Consider the following 14,860-nt stretch of genomic DNA (forward strand, 5'->3'; position numbering starts at 1 on the left):
CAGCCACGGAGGCGCCCATGCATATCGACCTTGGCGGACGGTTGCGGTTTTTGCGGCAAAGACACAGTCTTTCACAACGCGAACTGGCCAAGCGCGCAGGCGTGACCAACTCCACCATATCGCTGATTGAATCCAGCCAGACCAATCCGTCAGTCGGCGCATTGAAACGCATTCTTGACGGCATTCCCATCGGGCTTTCCGAATTTTTCGCCATTGAACCGGACCGCAAACAAAAAGTGTTTTACGAGGCAGGCGAGTTGGTCGAGATCGGCAAGGGTAATATTTCCTACCGGCAGATCGGCGAAAATCTCTTCGGCCGTGCCCTGCAAATTCTCAAGGAACGCTACGAACCCGGCGGCGATACCGGCCGCGTGATGCTGGTGCATGAGGGTGAGGAGGGCGGCGTCGTCATCAGCGGACGGCTTGAAGTCACCGTTGATGACCAGCGGAAGATTCTCGGCCCCGGCGATGCCTATTATTTCGAAAGCCGCCAACCACATCGCTTTCGCTGTGTCGGGCCAAACCCTTGCGAGGTTGTGAGCGCCTGCACGCCGCCGACGTTCTGATCACCGCAGCGATGAAAACCAGGCGATCAGTTCGGCGCTGTTGTGCAGGCCGAAGGCGCGCATGATGCGGGCGCGGTGCGCCTCGATGGTGCGTTTCGACAGGCCGATTTCCCTCGCAATCTGCGCATTGGTCTTGCCCTGTGAAACGAGCGTCAGAACCTGTTTCTGCCTATCCGAAATGAGGCTGGCATTACCCGCCACGGTGCGGTTCATCGGCTCGAAACAATAGAGCGCTTCGGCGAAGGGATCGGCATGGTTGCCGCTGCGTCCGCGCACCCGGCACCAGAAGCTGGTGCCGTCACGCCGCCGCATCACCCGCTCGTCATAATAGACGCGGCCACCAGCAAAATTGGTTCGCCACATTTCTCCCGTCCGCACAAAATCGGTGATTTTGGGATAGAGGCGGCTGAAACTCTGGTCGATTAGTTCGACGCGCTCATAGCCGAAAGTCTCGGCGAATTCGAAATTGCAATCGCGTATGATACGGTGTGTCGCATAGACCATCGGCACCGGCATGTCGGTCAGGATGAAGCGTTTTGCGCTTCCTGCAACGGCAATGTCGGAGATAGGAAACTCGGCTGCGGTCATGCAGTATTAATACGACTACCTGTGCCCTCAAGACAAGCCATACCGTTGCGGTAACGGCAGCGTTCCGAACCTGCCGCAGAGGATGGAGAACAATGGGAGAGTGTTCTTGAAAAAAGTTCATCGAGAAGTGAGTGATGCACTCGACGGCGTGCTGTTTGATGGCATGACCATCATGGCCGGCGGCTTCGGCCTGTGCGGCATTCCTGAGGCCCTGATCTACGCGATCCGGGATTCAGGCGTGAAGGGTCTCACCGTCATTTCCAACAATGCAGGCGTGGATGGCATTGGCCTTGGCGTGCTGCTTGAGACCAAGCAGATCCGCAAGATGATTTCGTCCTATGTTGGCGAAAACAAGCTGTTTGCCCAGCAATACCTTTCGGGCGAACTGGAGCTCGAATTCAACCCGCAGGGTACGCTCGCGGAACGTATCCGCGCAGGGGGGAGCGGGCATTCCGGCGTTCTTCACCAAAACGGGTGTTGGCACCATCATTGCCGATGGCAAGGATGTCCGCGAATTTGACGGCGAATCCTATGTGATGGAGCGCGGTCTGTTCGCTGATTTGTCCATCGTTCATGCGTTCAAAGGCGATACGGAAGGCAATCTCGTCTACCGCAAGACTGCGCGCAACTTCAATCCGATCATGGCAACGGCTGCCAAAGTGACGGTTGCAGAAGTGGAGCATCTGGTTGATGCGGGCAAGATCGATGGCGATCACATCCATACGCCGGGCATTTTCGTCAAGCGGATCGTGCACGTGCCTAATCCCGCCAAACATATTGAACAACGGACGACCCGTCCGCGTCTTGTCGCAGCAAGCGAGGTGAACTGAGATGGCCTGGACACGCGATCAGATGGCCGAACGGGCCGCAAAGGAATTGCAGGACGGTTTTTACGTCAATCTTGGCATCGGTATTCCCACCCTTGTCGCCAATTATATCCCGACCGGCATGAGCGTTCAGCTTCAAAGCGAGAACGGTATGCTCGGCATGGGACCTTTCCCCTATGAGGGAGAGGAAGATGCCGATCTCATCAATGCCGGCAAGCAGACCATCACCGAATTGCCGACCACCAGCTATTTCTCCGGTGCGGACAGCTTTGGCATGATCCGCGGCGGCCATATCGACCTGTCGATTCTTGGTGCCATGCAAGTGGCACGCAACGGCGATCTCGCCAACTGGATGGTTCCGGGCAAGATGGTCAAAGGCATGGGCGGTGCAATGGATCTCGTCGCAGGCGTCAAGAAAGTCGTCGTCGTCATGGAGCACGAGGCCAAGGGAGAGGCAAAACTGCTGGAGGAATGCAATCTGCCTTTGACAGGCAGACGCGTCACCGACCTCGTCATCACCGATCTCGGCGTTTTCACCATCGAGCGGCGCGGCGAGCCAAAGATGACGCTGATCGAGATTGCGCCCGGCGTCACGGTTGATGAAATCAAGGCCAAGACACAGGCGACGTTCGACATCGCTCTTTAATTATTAATTAGTGTACCGGCGGAGAAAATTGCTTCGCCGGTACTATTCTTCCTTGGCTTGCTCTTGCCGCCACTGAAACAGGCCCGTTCTATCGGGATTTGGCTTGCAATGCTGACGCAATCTCTTCCTGCCACACTTCTGCAGAAGATTGAATTGTGCCCATCCGCCAGCGCGAATGGCTATCAGCAAAAAAGGCTTACAGCATTGAAGTCTGTTTTTATTGCGTTTATGTCAGTCAAAGCGCTTTGGCGTATCATGCAACCAATCAAGCGGATGACATAGAGCGTGGATTCCTCAAACAGCCAACCTGACCTGAGCAAGACACTGGCCGCGATTGTCGATAACGGCAGCAAGCGCAATATTTTTCGCAGGCATCCTTTTCTCTGGGGCGGGGGCGCACTTGTTGTCGCCGGGATTATTGCCGCCTCGCTGTTTTCGCGCGGCACTCACTATGATTATACGCAGCGGCCGCTGACGAAAGGCACATTGTCGATTACCGTCTCAGCAACCGGCACAGTCCAGCCAACCGAACAGGTTGATGTATCCAGCGAGCTTTCCGGCACTGTGCGAACGGTACTGGTCGATTACAACAGTTTCGTTGCCAAGGGTGATGTGCTGGCAACGCTTGATATCGATACGATCCTCAGCAACATCGAAAGCTCGAAGTCTAAACTTCTGGCATCACGCGCCCGCGTTGTGCAATCGCAGGCAACGCTTGCAGCCAAGAAGAACGCATTTGAGCGGATGACCTCGTTGCAGGACAGCCGGGTGTCATCCGTGCGCGAACTGGATGTTGCCAAGTCGGAATACGATTCTGCCGTTGCTGCCCTTGATGTCGCGAATGCGGAAGTTACAGTCTCCGAGGCCGAGTTGCAGGTGAACCAGACATCGTTGCAGAAGTCGAAGATCATCTCTCCGATTGATGGTGTCGTGCTCAGCCGCTCGGTTGATCCCGGTGCGACGGTAGCCGCGGCCTTTCAAGCACCGATCCTGTTCAAGCTTGCCGGCAATCTGAAAAAGATGGAACTGCAGGTTAATGTCGATGAGGCTGATGTCGGTCTGGTCAGGCCGGATCAGGACGCGACCTTCAATGTCGATGCTTATCCCGACCGTACTTTCCCGGCAAAGATCGTCAACATCCGCTTCCAACCGGAAACGGTGTCGAACGTCGTCACCTACAAGGCCATGCTGGCAGTTGCGAACGAAGATCTGGCTTTACGTCCCGGCATGACCGCGACGGCCAACATCAAGGTCAACGAAGTCAAAGACGCTTTGCTTGTGCCGAATGCCGCCTTGCGTTTCACACCGCCGAATGAACCGGCAAAGCCCGAAGCAGCAAGTGCCACCGAACAAACGCCTGCGGTACCCGATACCAAAAAGGAAAATGGATCATTGCGGGCTGTCTGGGTTTTGCGGGACGGCAAGCCAGTCAAGGTTGATGTCCGCGCAGGCGCAACCGACGGGCGCAACACCATCCTCCTCTCCGGCAATATTAAGGAAGGCGACCAGGTCATCATTTCAGCAAGTACGCCACCGAAATGACCGGACAGCCACGACAAACAACGCCGTTGATTGAGTTCCGGCGGGTCACCAAGAGCTATGGCGAGGGTGAAGCCGCCGTCCATGCCTTGGCCGGCGTCGACTTTGCTATTGAGCGCGGCGATTTCGTTGCGATCATGGGGCCATCGGGCTCCGGCAAGTCCACGGCGATGAACTTGATCGGCTGTCTCGACCGGCCAAGCACGGGACAGTACCTTTTCGGCGGTACGGGCATTGATCAGCTTGACCGGCATCAGCAGACGACGTTGCGGCGCGAATTGCTCGGGTTTGTCTTTCAGGGCTTCAATCTTCTGCGCCGCACGTCAGCCGTGGAAAATGTGGAACTGCCATTGATCTATCGTGGAATGGGCCGCACCGAACGGCGGGAGCGGGCGCTGGAAGCCTTACAGCAGGTGGGTCTGGCAACCCGTGCCAACCACGTCCCCTCGGAATTATCCGGCGGCCAGCAACAGCGTGTTGCGATTGCCCGCGCAATTGTCACGCATCCGCAGGTGCTGCTTGCCGATGAGCCGACTGGCAATCTCGATACGAAGACAAGTGTGGAAATCATGGAGCTGATTTCCGGCTTTAACCGTGACAGCGGCATCACGGTGATCATGGTCACACATGAACCGGACATTGCCGCCTATGCCAAGCGCACGATCCGCTTCGTCGATGGTCACATCCAGAGCGATGAACGCAGACAGGATATCTGACAATGCTGCTTGAAGCGTTCCGGCTCGCCCTGCATTCCATGTCGCGCAATCTCATGCGTTCTTTCCTGACAATGCTGGGTATTGTCATTGGCGTCGGCGCAGTGATTGCCATGGTCACCGTCGGCAACGGCACCAGGCAAAGAGTGACCGGTGAAATTTCGAAACTCGGGACCAACCTGCTTTTTGTATCGCCGGGCAATCCCGAGCGCCGCTCCACTCTGCCGCCACGCACCTTTGATATCCGGGATATCGATGCCATTCGCGATCAGGTTCCGGGCGTTGCCGCTGTCGCACCGCTCGGTCAGGTGTCGGGCACAGCCATCCGCGAAGGCAACAGCCGGACGGCATCCATTATCGGCTCCACCAACGATTACTTCACCACCATGAACTGGCAGCTGGCGAGTGGCCGCAACTTTCTTGAATCGGAAGAACGCAGCGGCCGGTCGGTTTGCATTATCGGAGCAACTGTTCAGAAGGCCCTGTTCGGCGACACTGTTCCTGATGGTGACCGCATTCGTATCAACCGCATATCCTGCGAAGTCATTGGTACGCTCGCCTCGAAGGGCAAATCCGTCGATGGCCAGGATCAGGATAATACGGTGCTTATTCCGTTCCGCATGTTCCAGCGGCGCATTGCCGGTTCTACGGATGTGTCGCTGATTACCGTTTCTGCCAAGGATGGGGCAACTGCGCCGGTGAAGGCCTCGCTGGAGGAGCTGTTCAAGGAACGGCGCAAAATCCGCGAGTCCGGGGATCGTGATTTCGAGGTGACCGATCTCAGCCAGATCCTTGGCATCGTCTCCATGACGACAGTGATATTGACCGGGCTTCTGTCTTCTATCGCGGCTGTCAGTCTTCTGGTGGGCGGCATCGGCATCATGAACATCATGCTGGTCTCCGTCACCGAGCGAACGCGTGAAATCGGCGTGCGTCTGGCCATCGGTGCGACAGAGCGCCAGGTACTGACACAGTTTCTGGTTGAAGCGATCGTGCTGTGCCTGATTGGCGGCTTGATCGGGATGGTCATCGGCCTGTTGCTTGCCTATACGGCGGTAAGCTTCATGAGCGTGCCGTTTGTGCTTGACCCGTCAATTGTCCTGATTGCCTTCGGCTTTTCGGCCCTGATCGGTGTGATTTTCGGATACTTCCCCGCGCGCCGGGCCGCCAGAATGAACCCGATAGACGCCTTGCGCTATGAATAATCACATAAAGTGATGACAATGCGAGCTGTTAGTATGAGCAGCGCTGGCAAACTCTCTTTAAAACATGAAGTTAAGGCAAATTATTTCAAAAGTTGCAGTAAATCTAGATGATAATAATTTATTAGATAATGCACATAGTAAAGTATAAGACTCACATTGCTGACTACTTAACATGGAGGAATGTTAATGTTTGGAGATCTTCTGAAAACTATTCTTGAAGCTGTGGCTTCTATTGTGGCAGCAATACTTGGCGCATTGCCACTATAGCATATTATTATCCGGGTGCCTAACTCAGGCATCCGGATTTTTACATAATATTACACATGTATTATGTATAGTCTCATATAAATTCATAAAATATTCATAATTATTCATTCATGATAATAATCATCAAAGTATACAAGCATAAATACTTGTGTTTTTTTGTCTTATATTTATCCGCCGTCGTGGAAATATGAGGACCGGATTAATGGGCTTCGTATAAACGGGAACGAAGAGAAAACAGTCGTCAGACGGGCAGGGACTGATGGGCGGGATCGCTGCCAATGCTGCTAACCATTTTCTCTCCGAACAGTGCCCGCTATGGTTAGGCACTCCTACACCGCGAGCCTGCGAACGGGACTGATATCCACATTCTCACGGATAGTACGCAAGGCGTAATCCCGGCCACGGGACGGCGACCGGGATCGTGCCTGTCGTTAGAATCGGTAGTTAAGACCGGCTTTCAGTTCATGACTGCCAATGTCGGTTTCGCTGCGGCCAAGCGCCGACGTTGCCTTCACATTGGGTGTATGGATGTAGTTGTATTCGACCTTGGCCGAGAGACCACCGGCAAATGCCTGCTCCACACCGGCGCCAACGAGATAGCCGGCTTTCCAGCCACTGGTATCACGCACCTTGTCACCTGCGTCGAACTTGGTCATGGCCACGCCAGCCGTTCCGTAGACAAGTGTCTGGTTGAAACTCAGACCTGCCTTGGCCTTGGCTGCGGCGCGCCATTTTTCCTCGATCTTGCCGCCAAGTACCTTATGCTCGGCACCACCGAGATAAGAGCCTTCGATTTCAGCACCGAGCACGGCTGGACCCATCTGAACGTTGTAGCCGCCCTGGATACCGCCACTCCAGCCGTTTCTGTCGGCGAAGGGGTTGGGCATCTTGGTGAAGGCGGTACCGCCGTGCGCGCCGATGTAAGCCCCGCTCCATTGAAATGCGGGCGGGTCATTATAGGCGGGAGCGGAATTATAAAGGTCGGCGGCGACCGCCGGCCCGGTTGTTAATGCGGCCAGCGCAAAAGCGCCCGCCAGCAAGACAGTTTTTCCCTGAGAGGACATCGCATTACTCCAAACATACAAGCGCATGATCCACCGAACTGTAAGGCGACATGTTAATGCGCGGGTTCAACTCTTGAGAGCCTGATACACTTGGGAGGATCATGCTCTGCTACAGTTGTCTTCCGGCGCGCTGGTCACCTGATCTGTGGGCTGGCCACCGAAACTGACGCAAAACCTTTGCAATCGACCGCCCCATTTCCCATGCAACTACGCACCGGAAGACAGGGCTAATTTTGCAATTGAAGATTGCATGCACATTGCACAAAATTTCAAAACCAAAGTTTTTATTATATATTTCAATAATTTATACTGATTATGTTTACGTTTTTTTAATCAATAGTCTGGACGGCCATGTCTTCGCTAGCCGCCCAAAACAAGCATGGGAGCGCATCCGCCTCTATACTCACTGGTTATAGTTGTGCCTTAGGCTTATTTGCCCTGCGCTTCGTAAATATAGATCGTCGACTTGTCATCCTCAGGCATGAAATAGGCCTTCAATCCCTTGTCGGTGGGTTCGATCCAGAAAGGGTTCTGCGTCATCGGCAGGCCCGACTCCGTCCAGAGTTGTACCGGAACCTGATAGACCGGATCATTCGAGGTGAGATTGACGATCTCAAGACCACCCAACGAAAATTTCGGACTATCCTTCTTGATCTGATAGGCGGTCAGACCGCCACAGAGCATCTCGCTCTCGCCAAGATATTTGCAGTCCTGATAATCGATGTAGTGCGAAGGATTGAGCTTGGCGAGCTTCTGCCGCTCCACATCGGCATTGGTGACTTTACCGTCGCCATCCAGCTTGAATGCGTAGAAACGGCGCGAGCCCCAGCTGACCGCATTCAGTGTCTTATCCTTGGTGTCATGGATGACACCGCCGAGATGATCCCTATAACGAAAAACTTCCTGCGGCTTCATGGTCTTTGGATCGACCTTATAGATGATCGCGGCACTGTTCGGCCGGTACTCGGCCACAGGAACAAAGATGGACGTGCCATCGAAATCGATACCACCGGGATGATAGATGGAGCCTTCACCCAGCACAAGATCTTCAAGAAGATTGCCCTTGGCATCGACCTTGAACAGATGGCCCCTGCCTTCGCCGGTATCGCGGTCATAACCGTCTTTTGGCTGCTCATATTTCATTGTTGGCTTGGTGATCTCGACTGAGGTGATGTAGAAAACGTCGCCTATCTTCACCATGCCCTGCGGGTGGAATGTTGGAAAATTCAGCTGTATTTGTTCGACCGGCTTCCAGACTGTGCTGCGATCGAATGTCTTGAGACGTTCGCTGATGGTGCGGCCAGCGGCAATGGTTTCCGCCGATGCAGGCGAAAGAGCCATCATTGCCAGCGCAGCGATTGCTGCTGCCAGTACAGTTCGTTTTGCAGACATCTTTAATCCTCCCGAGCGTTCTTTTGTGAAGACCTATCCGGGCGAGATGACAGCAGCGTGAAACTGCTCAGTCTCCGTTATCCGCGCCCCAGCATATAGAACTCGTCATTCGGACGCATATTGGTGGTGTTCGCAAGCCGGTTCGACATGGCAAAGAAAGCCGCGATCGCCGCAATGTCCCAAACATCCTCCTCGCTAAAGCCATGCGTTGCCAAAGCAGCGAAATCCGCATCCTCAACCTTATGCGCTTCAACCGAAACTTTCATGGCAAAGTCGAGCATGGCTTTCTGCTTGGGCGTAATATCGGCTTTGCGATAATTGGTGGCGATCTGGTCGGCAATCAGCGAATTTTTTGCGCGTATGCGCAGAATGGCCCCATGGGCTATCACACAATACTGGCACTGGTTAGCGGCACTGGTCGCCACGACGATCATTTCCCGTTCCGCCTTCGTCAACCCGCCCGGTTTATCCATGAGCGCATCGTGATAGGCAAAGAAAGCCCGGAATTCATCCGGGCGATGCGCCAGCACCAGAAACACATTCGGGACAAAACCGGACTTTTCCTGAACCAAAAGGATCCTGTCAGCAATATCCTGAGGCAATTCAGTAATGGAAGGAGTCGGGAAGCGGCTAATTTGTGGCGATGACATCGCTTCGGAATCTCCAAAAGGTTTACCGGGTCTTCTCCACCACGCAGACCGGGCCCCTTTCCGGATGGCGTGCGTCCCGGTCAACACAGGTCGCGTCGTAGCGGAACGTGTCATAATAAACACCACCCGCACAGCCTGTCAGCACTGGAATGGTTGTAAACAGTGTTAAAAACACGGCTTTCAAATATTTCCGGCCCGGATGGTTCATTTCTGTGCCATAGCTCCTATATATACCCTGTCACAAACGACACAGTGGCGTAACAATCCACTGATATTCTTTAGGAATTGGTCGAGTTAACATTCCGCGAGTCCTCAGTACTTTACCGAAATCTGGTGCCTAAATAAGGCGCGTTCTGACCGGCTTTTTGATCACGATTTGTGTGATCGAATATAAAAGGCTTGATCGAACTCGATGGACGTATAAGTTCTGCCTTCCGATTTGTTAACCAACCATTCACGTTAGGAGCAAAGCGATGAACTCAACCGTCGGCGACTATTCATTGCCAGAAGCCATATCCACGGCGATAGCCAATGGTACAAACATTGTTAGGGCGTTCCGCGAGCAATTCGGATATTCCGTAGAGGATTTGGCCGTGGCATGCGGTCTGACTACCCTCGAAATTGATACAATTGAAAGCGGGCAGAATTCCGACCCGACGAAATTGGAACGCATTTCCCACGCTCTCGGGCTGCCGGCAAATGCGATGACACCAGACGTTTCCAAACGTCTAAGTGCATGAGACAATTGATTTTTTAAAAATCAAAATTCAAAAGGCTGTCAGGGTCATATCCCATCCCTGACAGCCTTTTGATTCATAATATCCTGATTTCATCAGAGACAGAGCAGCGTGCGTGTCAGCAAGTGCTCCGCATCCATAAGACCGTCGATCACATCGAAATGATGCTTGCCGGGCTCTTCCACCATATCCGCATGGCACTCGAAACCCGACCAGATATTTGCCAGAAGCGCGCTTTGACGAATGAATTCCGGCCGTTCCGCGCCGCCAACCCAAGCCGTTACATCAACCCCTTCCTGCGGTTCGAGCAGGGCAGGGCTCTCAAGTCGCGCTTCCACGGGATCAAGGTGCAGAGTCTCGTTCATCCGGGTTTTCATCAGGGGACGCAGATCGCCGAGCGCTGATACAGGCACGGTCTTGCGGACACGATGGCGAATCGGTTGACCCAAGGTCGATGTCGCACAGACCATGCGCGCAACCAGATGCCCGCCAGCGGAATGGCCGGTCAAATGGATCGGACCCGCAATTTCACCCGCAGCATGGGTAATCGCCGTTCCGATCTGCAGAGTGATTTCACTGATCCGCGCTTCGGGGCAAAGCACATAGGACGGTATGGCTACCGCAAATCCATGTGCAAGCGACCCCTTGGCCAGATGCGACCACGTGGATTTGTCAAAATTCATCCAGTAGCCGCCGTGGACGAACACAACCAGGCCCTTCGCTTCGCCGCGCGGCAGGAAAAGATCGAGAACGTTTCGGTTATGCGGGCCGTAGCTGATATCGGCTTTGAGGCGGCCGGCAGACGTCATTTCCTCGCGAAATGCTGCAGCCTGCGCCTTCCAGCGCGGCGGAAAATCATTTCCACCCGGAATATAGGCCCCGTTTGAATAGGCTGCGTCCCAATCGAATTTCGCGCTCATGACGGTTCCCCCATCGATGCCGTTGCCCAAGACTATCAGAGGCTTGGCCCGGAGCAAATCCGGGCCGTCACCCCTTAAGGCCTGTTATTCGCGCACCTTCTCGCGAATGTGCGTAGGGCCGCCGGATTTACGCAGGTTCGGCAAAGCCAGCATGAGGAGCACGAACGCTCCGGTTGCGAACTTCAGGTCAGCGGGCGCCAGTCCGAGCGTCAGACAGAAGGAGATCAGCTGATAATAGACGATGGAGCCGACAACCGGTGCCAGCACTTGCCGCCGGATCGATTGGCGTCCGGTAATGGCTTCGCCGATAATCAGCGCGGCAAGACCGTTGATCAGGATACCGAAACCCATATTGACGTCGACGAAACCTTGCGTCTGCACCATGATGCTGCCGCCGGTGGCCGATAGCGCGCTTGCAGCACCCACACCCATGATCGTCGCAATGCCAACGTTAATGCCCTGTGCTTCAGCCATATCCGGGCTTGCACCGACAGCCCGCATAGACGTGCCTTTCTCCGACATGAAGAAATACAGCATCAAGCCGACGACCAGTGCGATCAATGCACCGACGATCAGGATTTTGACCCAGGAAATGTTGGCAGAAGGACCAGCAAGGATCGTGAAAACAGTATCATAGGTGAAGAGCGGGATGTTCGTGCGCCCCATGATGCGCAGATTGATACTGTACAGCATGGTCATCACAAGGATACCGGCCAGCAGCGTATTGATCTTGAAACGCAAATGGATGAACGCCGTGGTGCAGCCAGCGAGAAACCCGCAAGCCAGCGCCACACCGCACGCCAGAAACGGATTGATACCCATACTGATCAGCGTGCCGCAGACGCAACCACCCAGGGGAAATGCACCTTCCGACGTCAAATCGGGAAAATTAAGAATACGAAACGGCAGCATAACGCCAAGCACCACAAAGGCGACGATCAAGCTCTGCGCGATGGTAACGGGGATGAGACCGTAGAAACTGGTAAGAATGTCCAGCATGCCGCTCAACTCCCCTGCAACGCGATGGCATCGGATTTCGTATGAAACCGGTCGATGAGATCAGACACCGTGATACCGCGCTTCTCTTCCTGTCCGATTTCAAGCAAGACCTTGCCCGCATCCATCATGACGATCTTGTTTCCGTATTTGATCGCATGTTCCATATTGTGCGTAACCATCAGCGTGGTCAGCTTCAATTCCTCAACCGCCCGCACGGTTGTATCCATCACCAGTTTGGCGGTGCGCGGGTCGAGGGCTGCCGTATGCTCATCGAGCAGCAGCAGCTTGGGGCGGGTCGAAACGGCCATCACCAGAGACAGCGATTGGCGCTGCCCTCCGGACAGGAGCCCGACCGGCATATCCAGACGGTTTTCAAGGCCAAGATTGAGCTCCGCAAGCTGATCGCGATACTTGGCTTTGCGCGGCGCCGTCAGTCCATAGGAAAAGCCTCGCGGCTTGCCGCGCAGTTCCGCCAGCAGCATATTCTCGCCAATCGTCATGGTCGGCGCAGTGCCGATCATCGGGTCCTGGAACACACGGGCGATGAACTGGGCGCGGCGATGCGCATTCAGCTTGGTAACATCTTGACCATCAATGGTGATACGGCCCGCATCCAGCGGCAACTTACCGGAAACGGCGTTGAGGAAACTTGATTTCCCCGCACCATTGCTGCCGATAACGATACAGAAGTCAGCCGGTTTGAGCGCGATGTTCAAGCCATCAAGCGCCCGGCGCTCATCCAGAGTGCCGCGATAAAAAATCTTGGTGCCGCCAGTGACGGCAAGCATGTCGGTAGTCATGTTGGAGCCCCTCAAACCAGGGCTTAACGCCCCGTGTCAAAAGTTCCTGCGCCGGATGATGGCGCAGGAACTATATGTTTGCAGACGATAGGAGAAGGCTTATTTGACCAGGCAACCGCAATCTTTGAAAGAATCCGGAACTTTATGCCCGGCTTTTTCCAAAACCTTCGCATTGATCAGTGCGGTATGGTCCGCATAGGACGGCTTGATCGGCGCAAGGCTTGCGGGTGACTTTCCGGCAATGATCTCGGCAGCAAGCTTGGCAGCGTTCTGGCCAACCTTGGTATAGGAGACTTCAAAGGCAGCGGCGACAAGACCGTCACGCACAGCCTGAGCCGAGGCATTGACGATCGGTATGTTGATGCTGAGCGCGGCGGCAGCAACAGCAGGCACCGCAGGCTGTACGAGGTTCGACGCCGGAACGTAAATGACATCGGCCTTGCCGGCGAGCGAGCTGACACGGATCGGAATGTCGTTCGTATTGTCGAGGCCAACTTCCACAACCGTCAGGCCCTGCGCGGCAGCAGCAGCTTTGACCAGCTTAAGCACGGCAACGTCATTGTCTTCGCCCGGATTGTACAAATAGGCGAGGCGCTTTGCATCCGGCAGCAGCTGCTTGATGAATTTGACGACCGAATCGACATCCTGCAGATCGGAAGCGCCAGTCATGTTCTTGTCACCGGCTTCCCACGAAGGGGTGAGCTTGGCAATAACCGGATCCGTTACAGCGGCAAAAACAACCGGGGTTCCGGTATTGCCAACGATCTGGCGCGCGCCCTGCGCAACCGGCGTCGTAACGGCAAGAATGAGTTTTGGATTGCTTGATGCGAGCTTGGTGACCATCTGCGGGATGAGCGTTGCATCGAAATTGACCTGCAACTCATCAAAAACCGCATCGGCAATACCGAGCTTCGTCAGTTCGGCTTTGAACGCTGTTACAGTCTCATCCAGCTGTGGATGCTTGCCAAACTGCGCAATGCCAATTTTTGTTTCGGCATAGGCTGCGCTGAGCCCAAGTGCCATTCCCAATGCCGCAGCCAGCGCTGTCCGCACGACTTTTTTCCCACCGATCATCGATTGTTCTCCACTTTTTGTTGGCTTTTTATTGGCCTCGCCTCCTCAGGCTTGAAAATAATATAACAAACGTGAAATGATATACAAATAGAAAATGGCAAAGGCCGAGGGGAATACGATGGCCGAAAGCATCAAGTCTGAAAATCTCTATACAGCGCTGCGCTCGCGTATTCTGAATGGCGATCTGCAGCCCGGACAGTCGTTGCGGCTGCGTGCACTTGCTGCTGAACTTGGCAGCAGCGCCACGCCCGTGCGGGAAGCCTTGAACCGCCTGCAGGCGGAGAGCTTTGTCACCACGGAAGCCAACAAGGGCTTTCGGGTTGCGATTGTCACGCTGGAAGAATTGGAGGATCTGGAAGCGGCGCGTTCCGTTATAGAAACCCAGCTTCTTATCAGTTCGATCGAGAATGGTGACCGGAATTGGGAAGCCAATCTCGTTGGCGCGCATTACCGCCTGTCCAAATGCGATGTTCCCAATTCATTTTCGCAATTTGAAGCCATTGATATCTGGGACGTCGCGCATACGGAATTCCATCTGGCACTGATTGCAGGCGCTTCGTCAAAATGGCTGTTGAATTTTGCCCAACAGCTGCATGCCCAGCTGCATCGCTACCGCCGTCATATCATCTTGCGGATCGATCACATTACCCGCACCGCCGAGGAAAACAGTGATAAATCCCTTGGCAATCTTTCCCGTGAGGCACTGGGGATTGATGCGCACAGCGCGCTGATGGATGCGGCACTTGCCCGTGACAAGGCCAAGGCAGAAACGCTGATGCTCGATCATGTTCGCCTTGCCAAGGATGCCTTTCTGAAACTTGCCAAAGCCAGCGGTATATCCGGCATTGAAACCGCCGCCTGACAGACCAAAGA

At 54.5% G+C, this 14,860-nt stretch carries 16 protein-coding genes and 1 pseudogene; 8 read left to right on the plus strand and 9 right to left on the minus strand.

The genetic code is table 11. The features are described from left to right. Positions 1-17: 17 nt before the first annotated feature. Positions 18-566 carry a cupin domain-containing protein gene (locus tag HB779_RS00700; RefSeq protein WP_188342446.1) on the plus strand — a complete coding sequence of 183 codons (549 nt, stop codon included), beginning with the start codon at positions 18-20 and terminating at the stop codon, positions 564-566. Here the strand turns inward: HB779_RS00700 and HB779_RS00705 are convergent, their stop codons facing one another. Then, entirely contained in the window at positions 567-1,154 is a 588-nt protein-coding gene (locus HB779_RS00705; protein WP_188342447.1) for a LuxR C-terminal-related transcriptional regulator, read from the minus strand. It lies immediately after the preceding gene. A gap of 82 nt (positions 1,155-1,236) precedes the next feature. On the opposite strand from HB779_RS00705, the pseudogene HB779_RS00710 reads away from it, so the two are divergent. The 5 genes and pseudogenes from HB779_RS00710 to HB779_RS00730 all read left to right on the plus strand — a co-directional run bounded on the left by HB779_RS00710 (position 1,237) and on the right by HB779_RS00730 (position 6,084). Then, positions 1,237-1,984: pseudogene (locus HB779_RS00710) on the plus strand (CoA transferase subunit A). Between the two features lies 1 nt (position 1,985). Then, positions 1,986-2,627 carry a 3-oxoacid CoA-transferase subunit B gene (locus HB779_RS00715; protein WP_188342448.1) on the plus strand — a complete coding sequence of 214 codons (642 nt, stop codon included), beginning with the start codon at positions 1,986-1,988 and terminating at the stop codon, positions 2,625-2,627. Between the two features lie 285 nt (positions 2,628-2,912). After that, positions 2,913-4,169: an efflux RND transporter periplasmic adaptor subunit gene (locus tag HB779_RS00720; protein WP_188342449.1), complete on the plus strand. Its 1,257-nt coding sequence runs from the start codon at positions 2,913-2,915 to the stop codon at positions 4,167-4,169. Then, positions 4,166-4,882 carry an ABC transporter ATP-binding protein gene (locus HB779_RS00725; RefSeq protein ID WP_188342450.1) on the plus strand — a complete coding sequence of 239 codons (717 nt, stop codon included), beginning with the start codon at positions 4,166-4,168 and terminating at the stop codon, positions 4,880-4,882. The genes HB779_RS00720 and HB779_RS00725 overlap by 4 nt, the downstream gene beginning before the upstream one ends. A gap of 2 nt (positions 4,883-4,884) precedes the next feature. Further along, positions 4,885-6,084 carry an ABC transporter permease gene (locus HB779_RS00730; RefSeq protein ID WP_188342451.1) on the plus strand — a complete coding sequence of 400 codons (1,200 nt, stop codon included), beginning with the start codon at positions 4,885-4,887 and terminating at the stop codon, positions 6,082-6,084. Positions 6,085-6,782: 698 nt separating this feature from the next. On the opposite strand, the gene HB779_RS00735 is transcribed toward HB779_RS00730, so the two are convergent. The 4 genes from HB779_RS00735 to HB779_RS00750 form a co-directional block, all read right to left on the minus strand. Then, positions 6,783-7,415 carry an outer membrane protein gene (locus HB779_RS00735; protein WP_188342197.1) on the minus strand — a complete coding sequence of 211 codons (633 nt, stop codon included), beginning with the start codon at positions 7,413-7,415 and terminating at the stop codon, positions 6,783-6,785. Positions 7,416-7,844: 429 nt separating this feature from the next. Next, entirely contained in the window at positions 7,845-8,807 is a 963-nt protein-coding gene (locus HB779_RS00740; protein WP_188342198.1) for a DUF6454 family protein, read from the minus strand. Positions 8,808-8,884: 77 nt separating this feature from the next. Then, positions 8,885-9,457, minus strand: a complete 573-nt coding sequence (locus HB779_RS00745; RefSeq protein ID WP_188342199.1) for a peroxidase-related enzyme — start codon at positions 9,455-9,457, stop codon at positions 8,885-8,887. 22 nt (positions 9,458-9,479) lie between these two features. After that, on the minus strand, positions 9,480-9,665 hold the full coding sequence (locus HB779_RS00750) for a hypothetical protein (RefSeq protein ID WP_188342200.1): 186 nt from the start codon (positions 9,663-9,665) through the stop codon (positions 9,480-9,482). 265 nt (positions 9,666-9,930) lie between these two features. On the opposite strand from HB779_RS00750, the gene HB779_RS00755 reads away from it, so the two are divergent. Next, the gene (locus HB779_RS00755) at positions 9,931-10,197 is read left to right on the plus strand and encodes a helix-turn-helix domain-containing protein (protein ID WP_188342201.1); all 267 of its coding nucleotides are present in this window, start codon (positions 9,931-9,933) and stop codon (positions 10,195-10,197) included. 92 nt (positions 10,198-10,289) lie between these two features. Here HB779_RS00755 and HB779_RS00760 read toward each other — a convergent pair whose 3' ends face one another. The 4 genes from HB779_RS00760 to HB779_RS00775 all read right to left on the minus strand — a co-directional run bounded on the left by HB779_RS00760 (position 10,290) and on the right by HB779_RS00775 (position 13,987). Beyond that, complete coding sequence (locus tag HB779_RS00760) at positions 10,290-11,114, minus strand: alpha/beta hydrolase (protein ID WP_188342202.1); 825 nt, start codon at positions 11,112-11,114, stop codon at positions 10,290-10,292. Positions 11,115-11,198: 84 nt separating this feature from the next. Continuing rightward, complete coding sequence (locus tag HB779_RS00765) at positions 11,199-12,113, minus strand: ABC transporter permease (protein ID WP_188342203.1); 915 nt, start codon at positions 12,111-12,113, stop codon at positions 11,199-11,201. Between the two features lie 5 nt (positions 12,114-12,118). Further along, a complete protein-coding gene (locus HB779_RS00770) occupies positions 12,119-12,901 on the minus strand; it encodes an ABC transporter ATP-binding protein (protein WP_188342463.1) in 783 nt (260 codons plus the stop codon). A gap of 111 nt (positions 12,902-13,012) precedes the next feature. Further along, on the minus strand, positions 13,013-13,987 hold the full coding sequence (locus HB779_RS00775) for an ABC transporter substrate-binding protein (RefSeq protein WP_188342204.1): 975 nt from the start codon (positions 13,985-13,987) through the stop codon (positions 13,013-13,015). 118 nt (positions 13,988-14,105) lie between these two features. On the opposite strand from HB779_RS00775, the gene HB779_RS00780 reads away from it, so the two are divergent. Continuing rightward, entirely contained in the window at positions 14,106-14,849 is a 744-nt protein-coding gene (locus HB779_RS00780; RefSeq protein ID WP_188342205.1) for a GntR family transcriptional regulator, read from the plus strand. The last annotated feature ends 11 nt before the right edge of the window (positions 14,850-14,860 follow it).

This window comes from Phyllobacterium sp. 628 (assembly GCF_014189505.1).
In the GTDB taxonomy this organism is placed as follows: Bacteria; Pseudomonadota; Alphaproteobacteria; order Rhizobiales; family Rhizobiaceae; genus Phyllobacterium.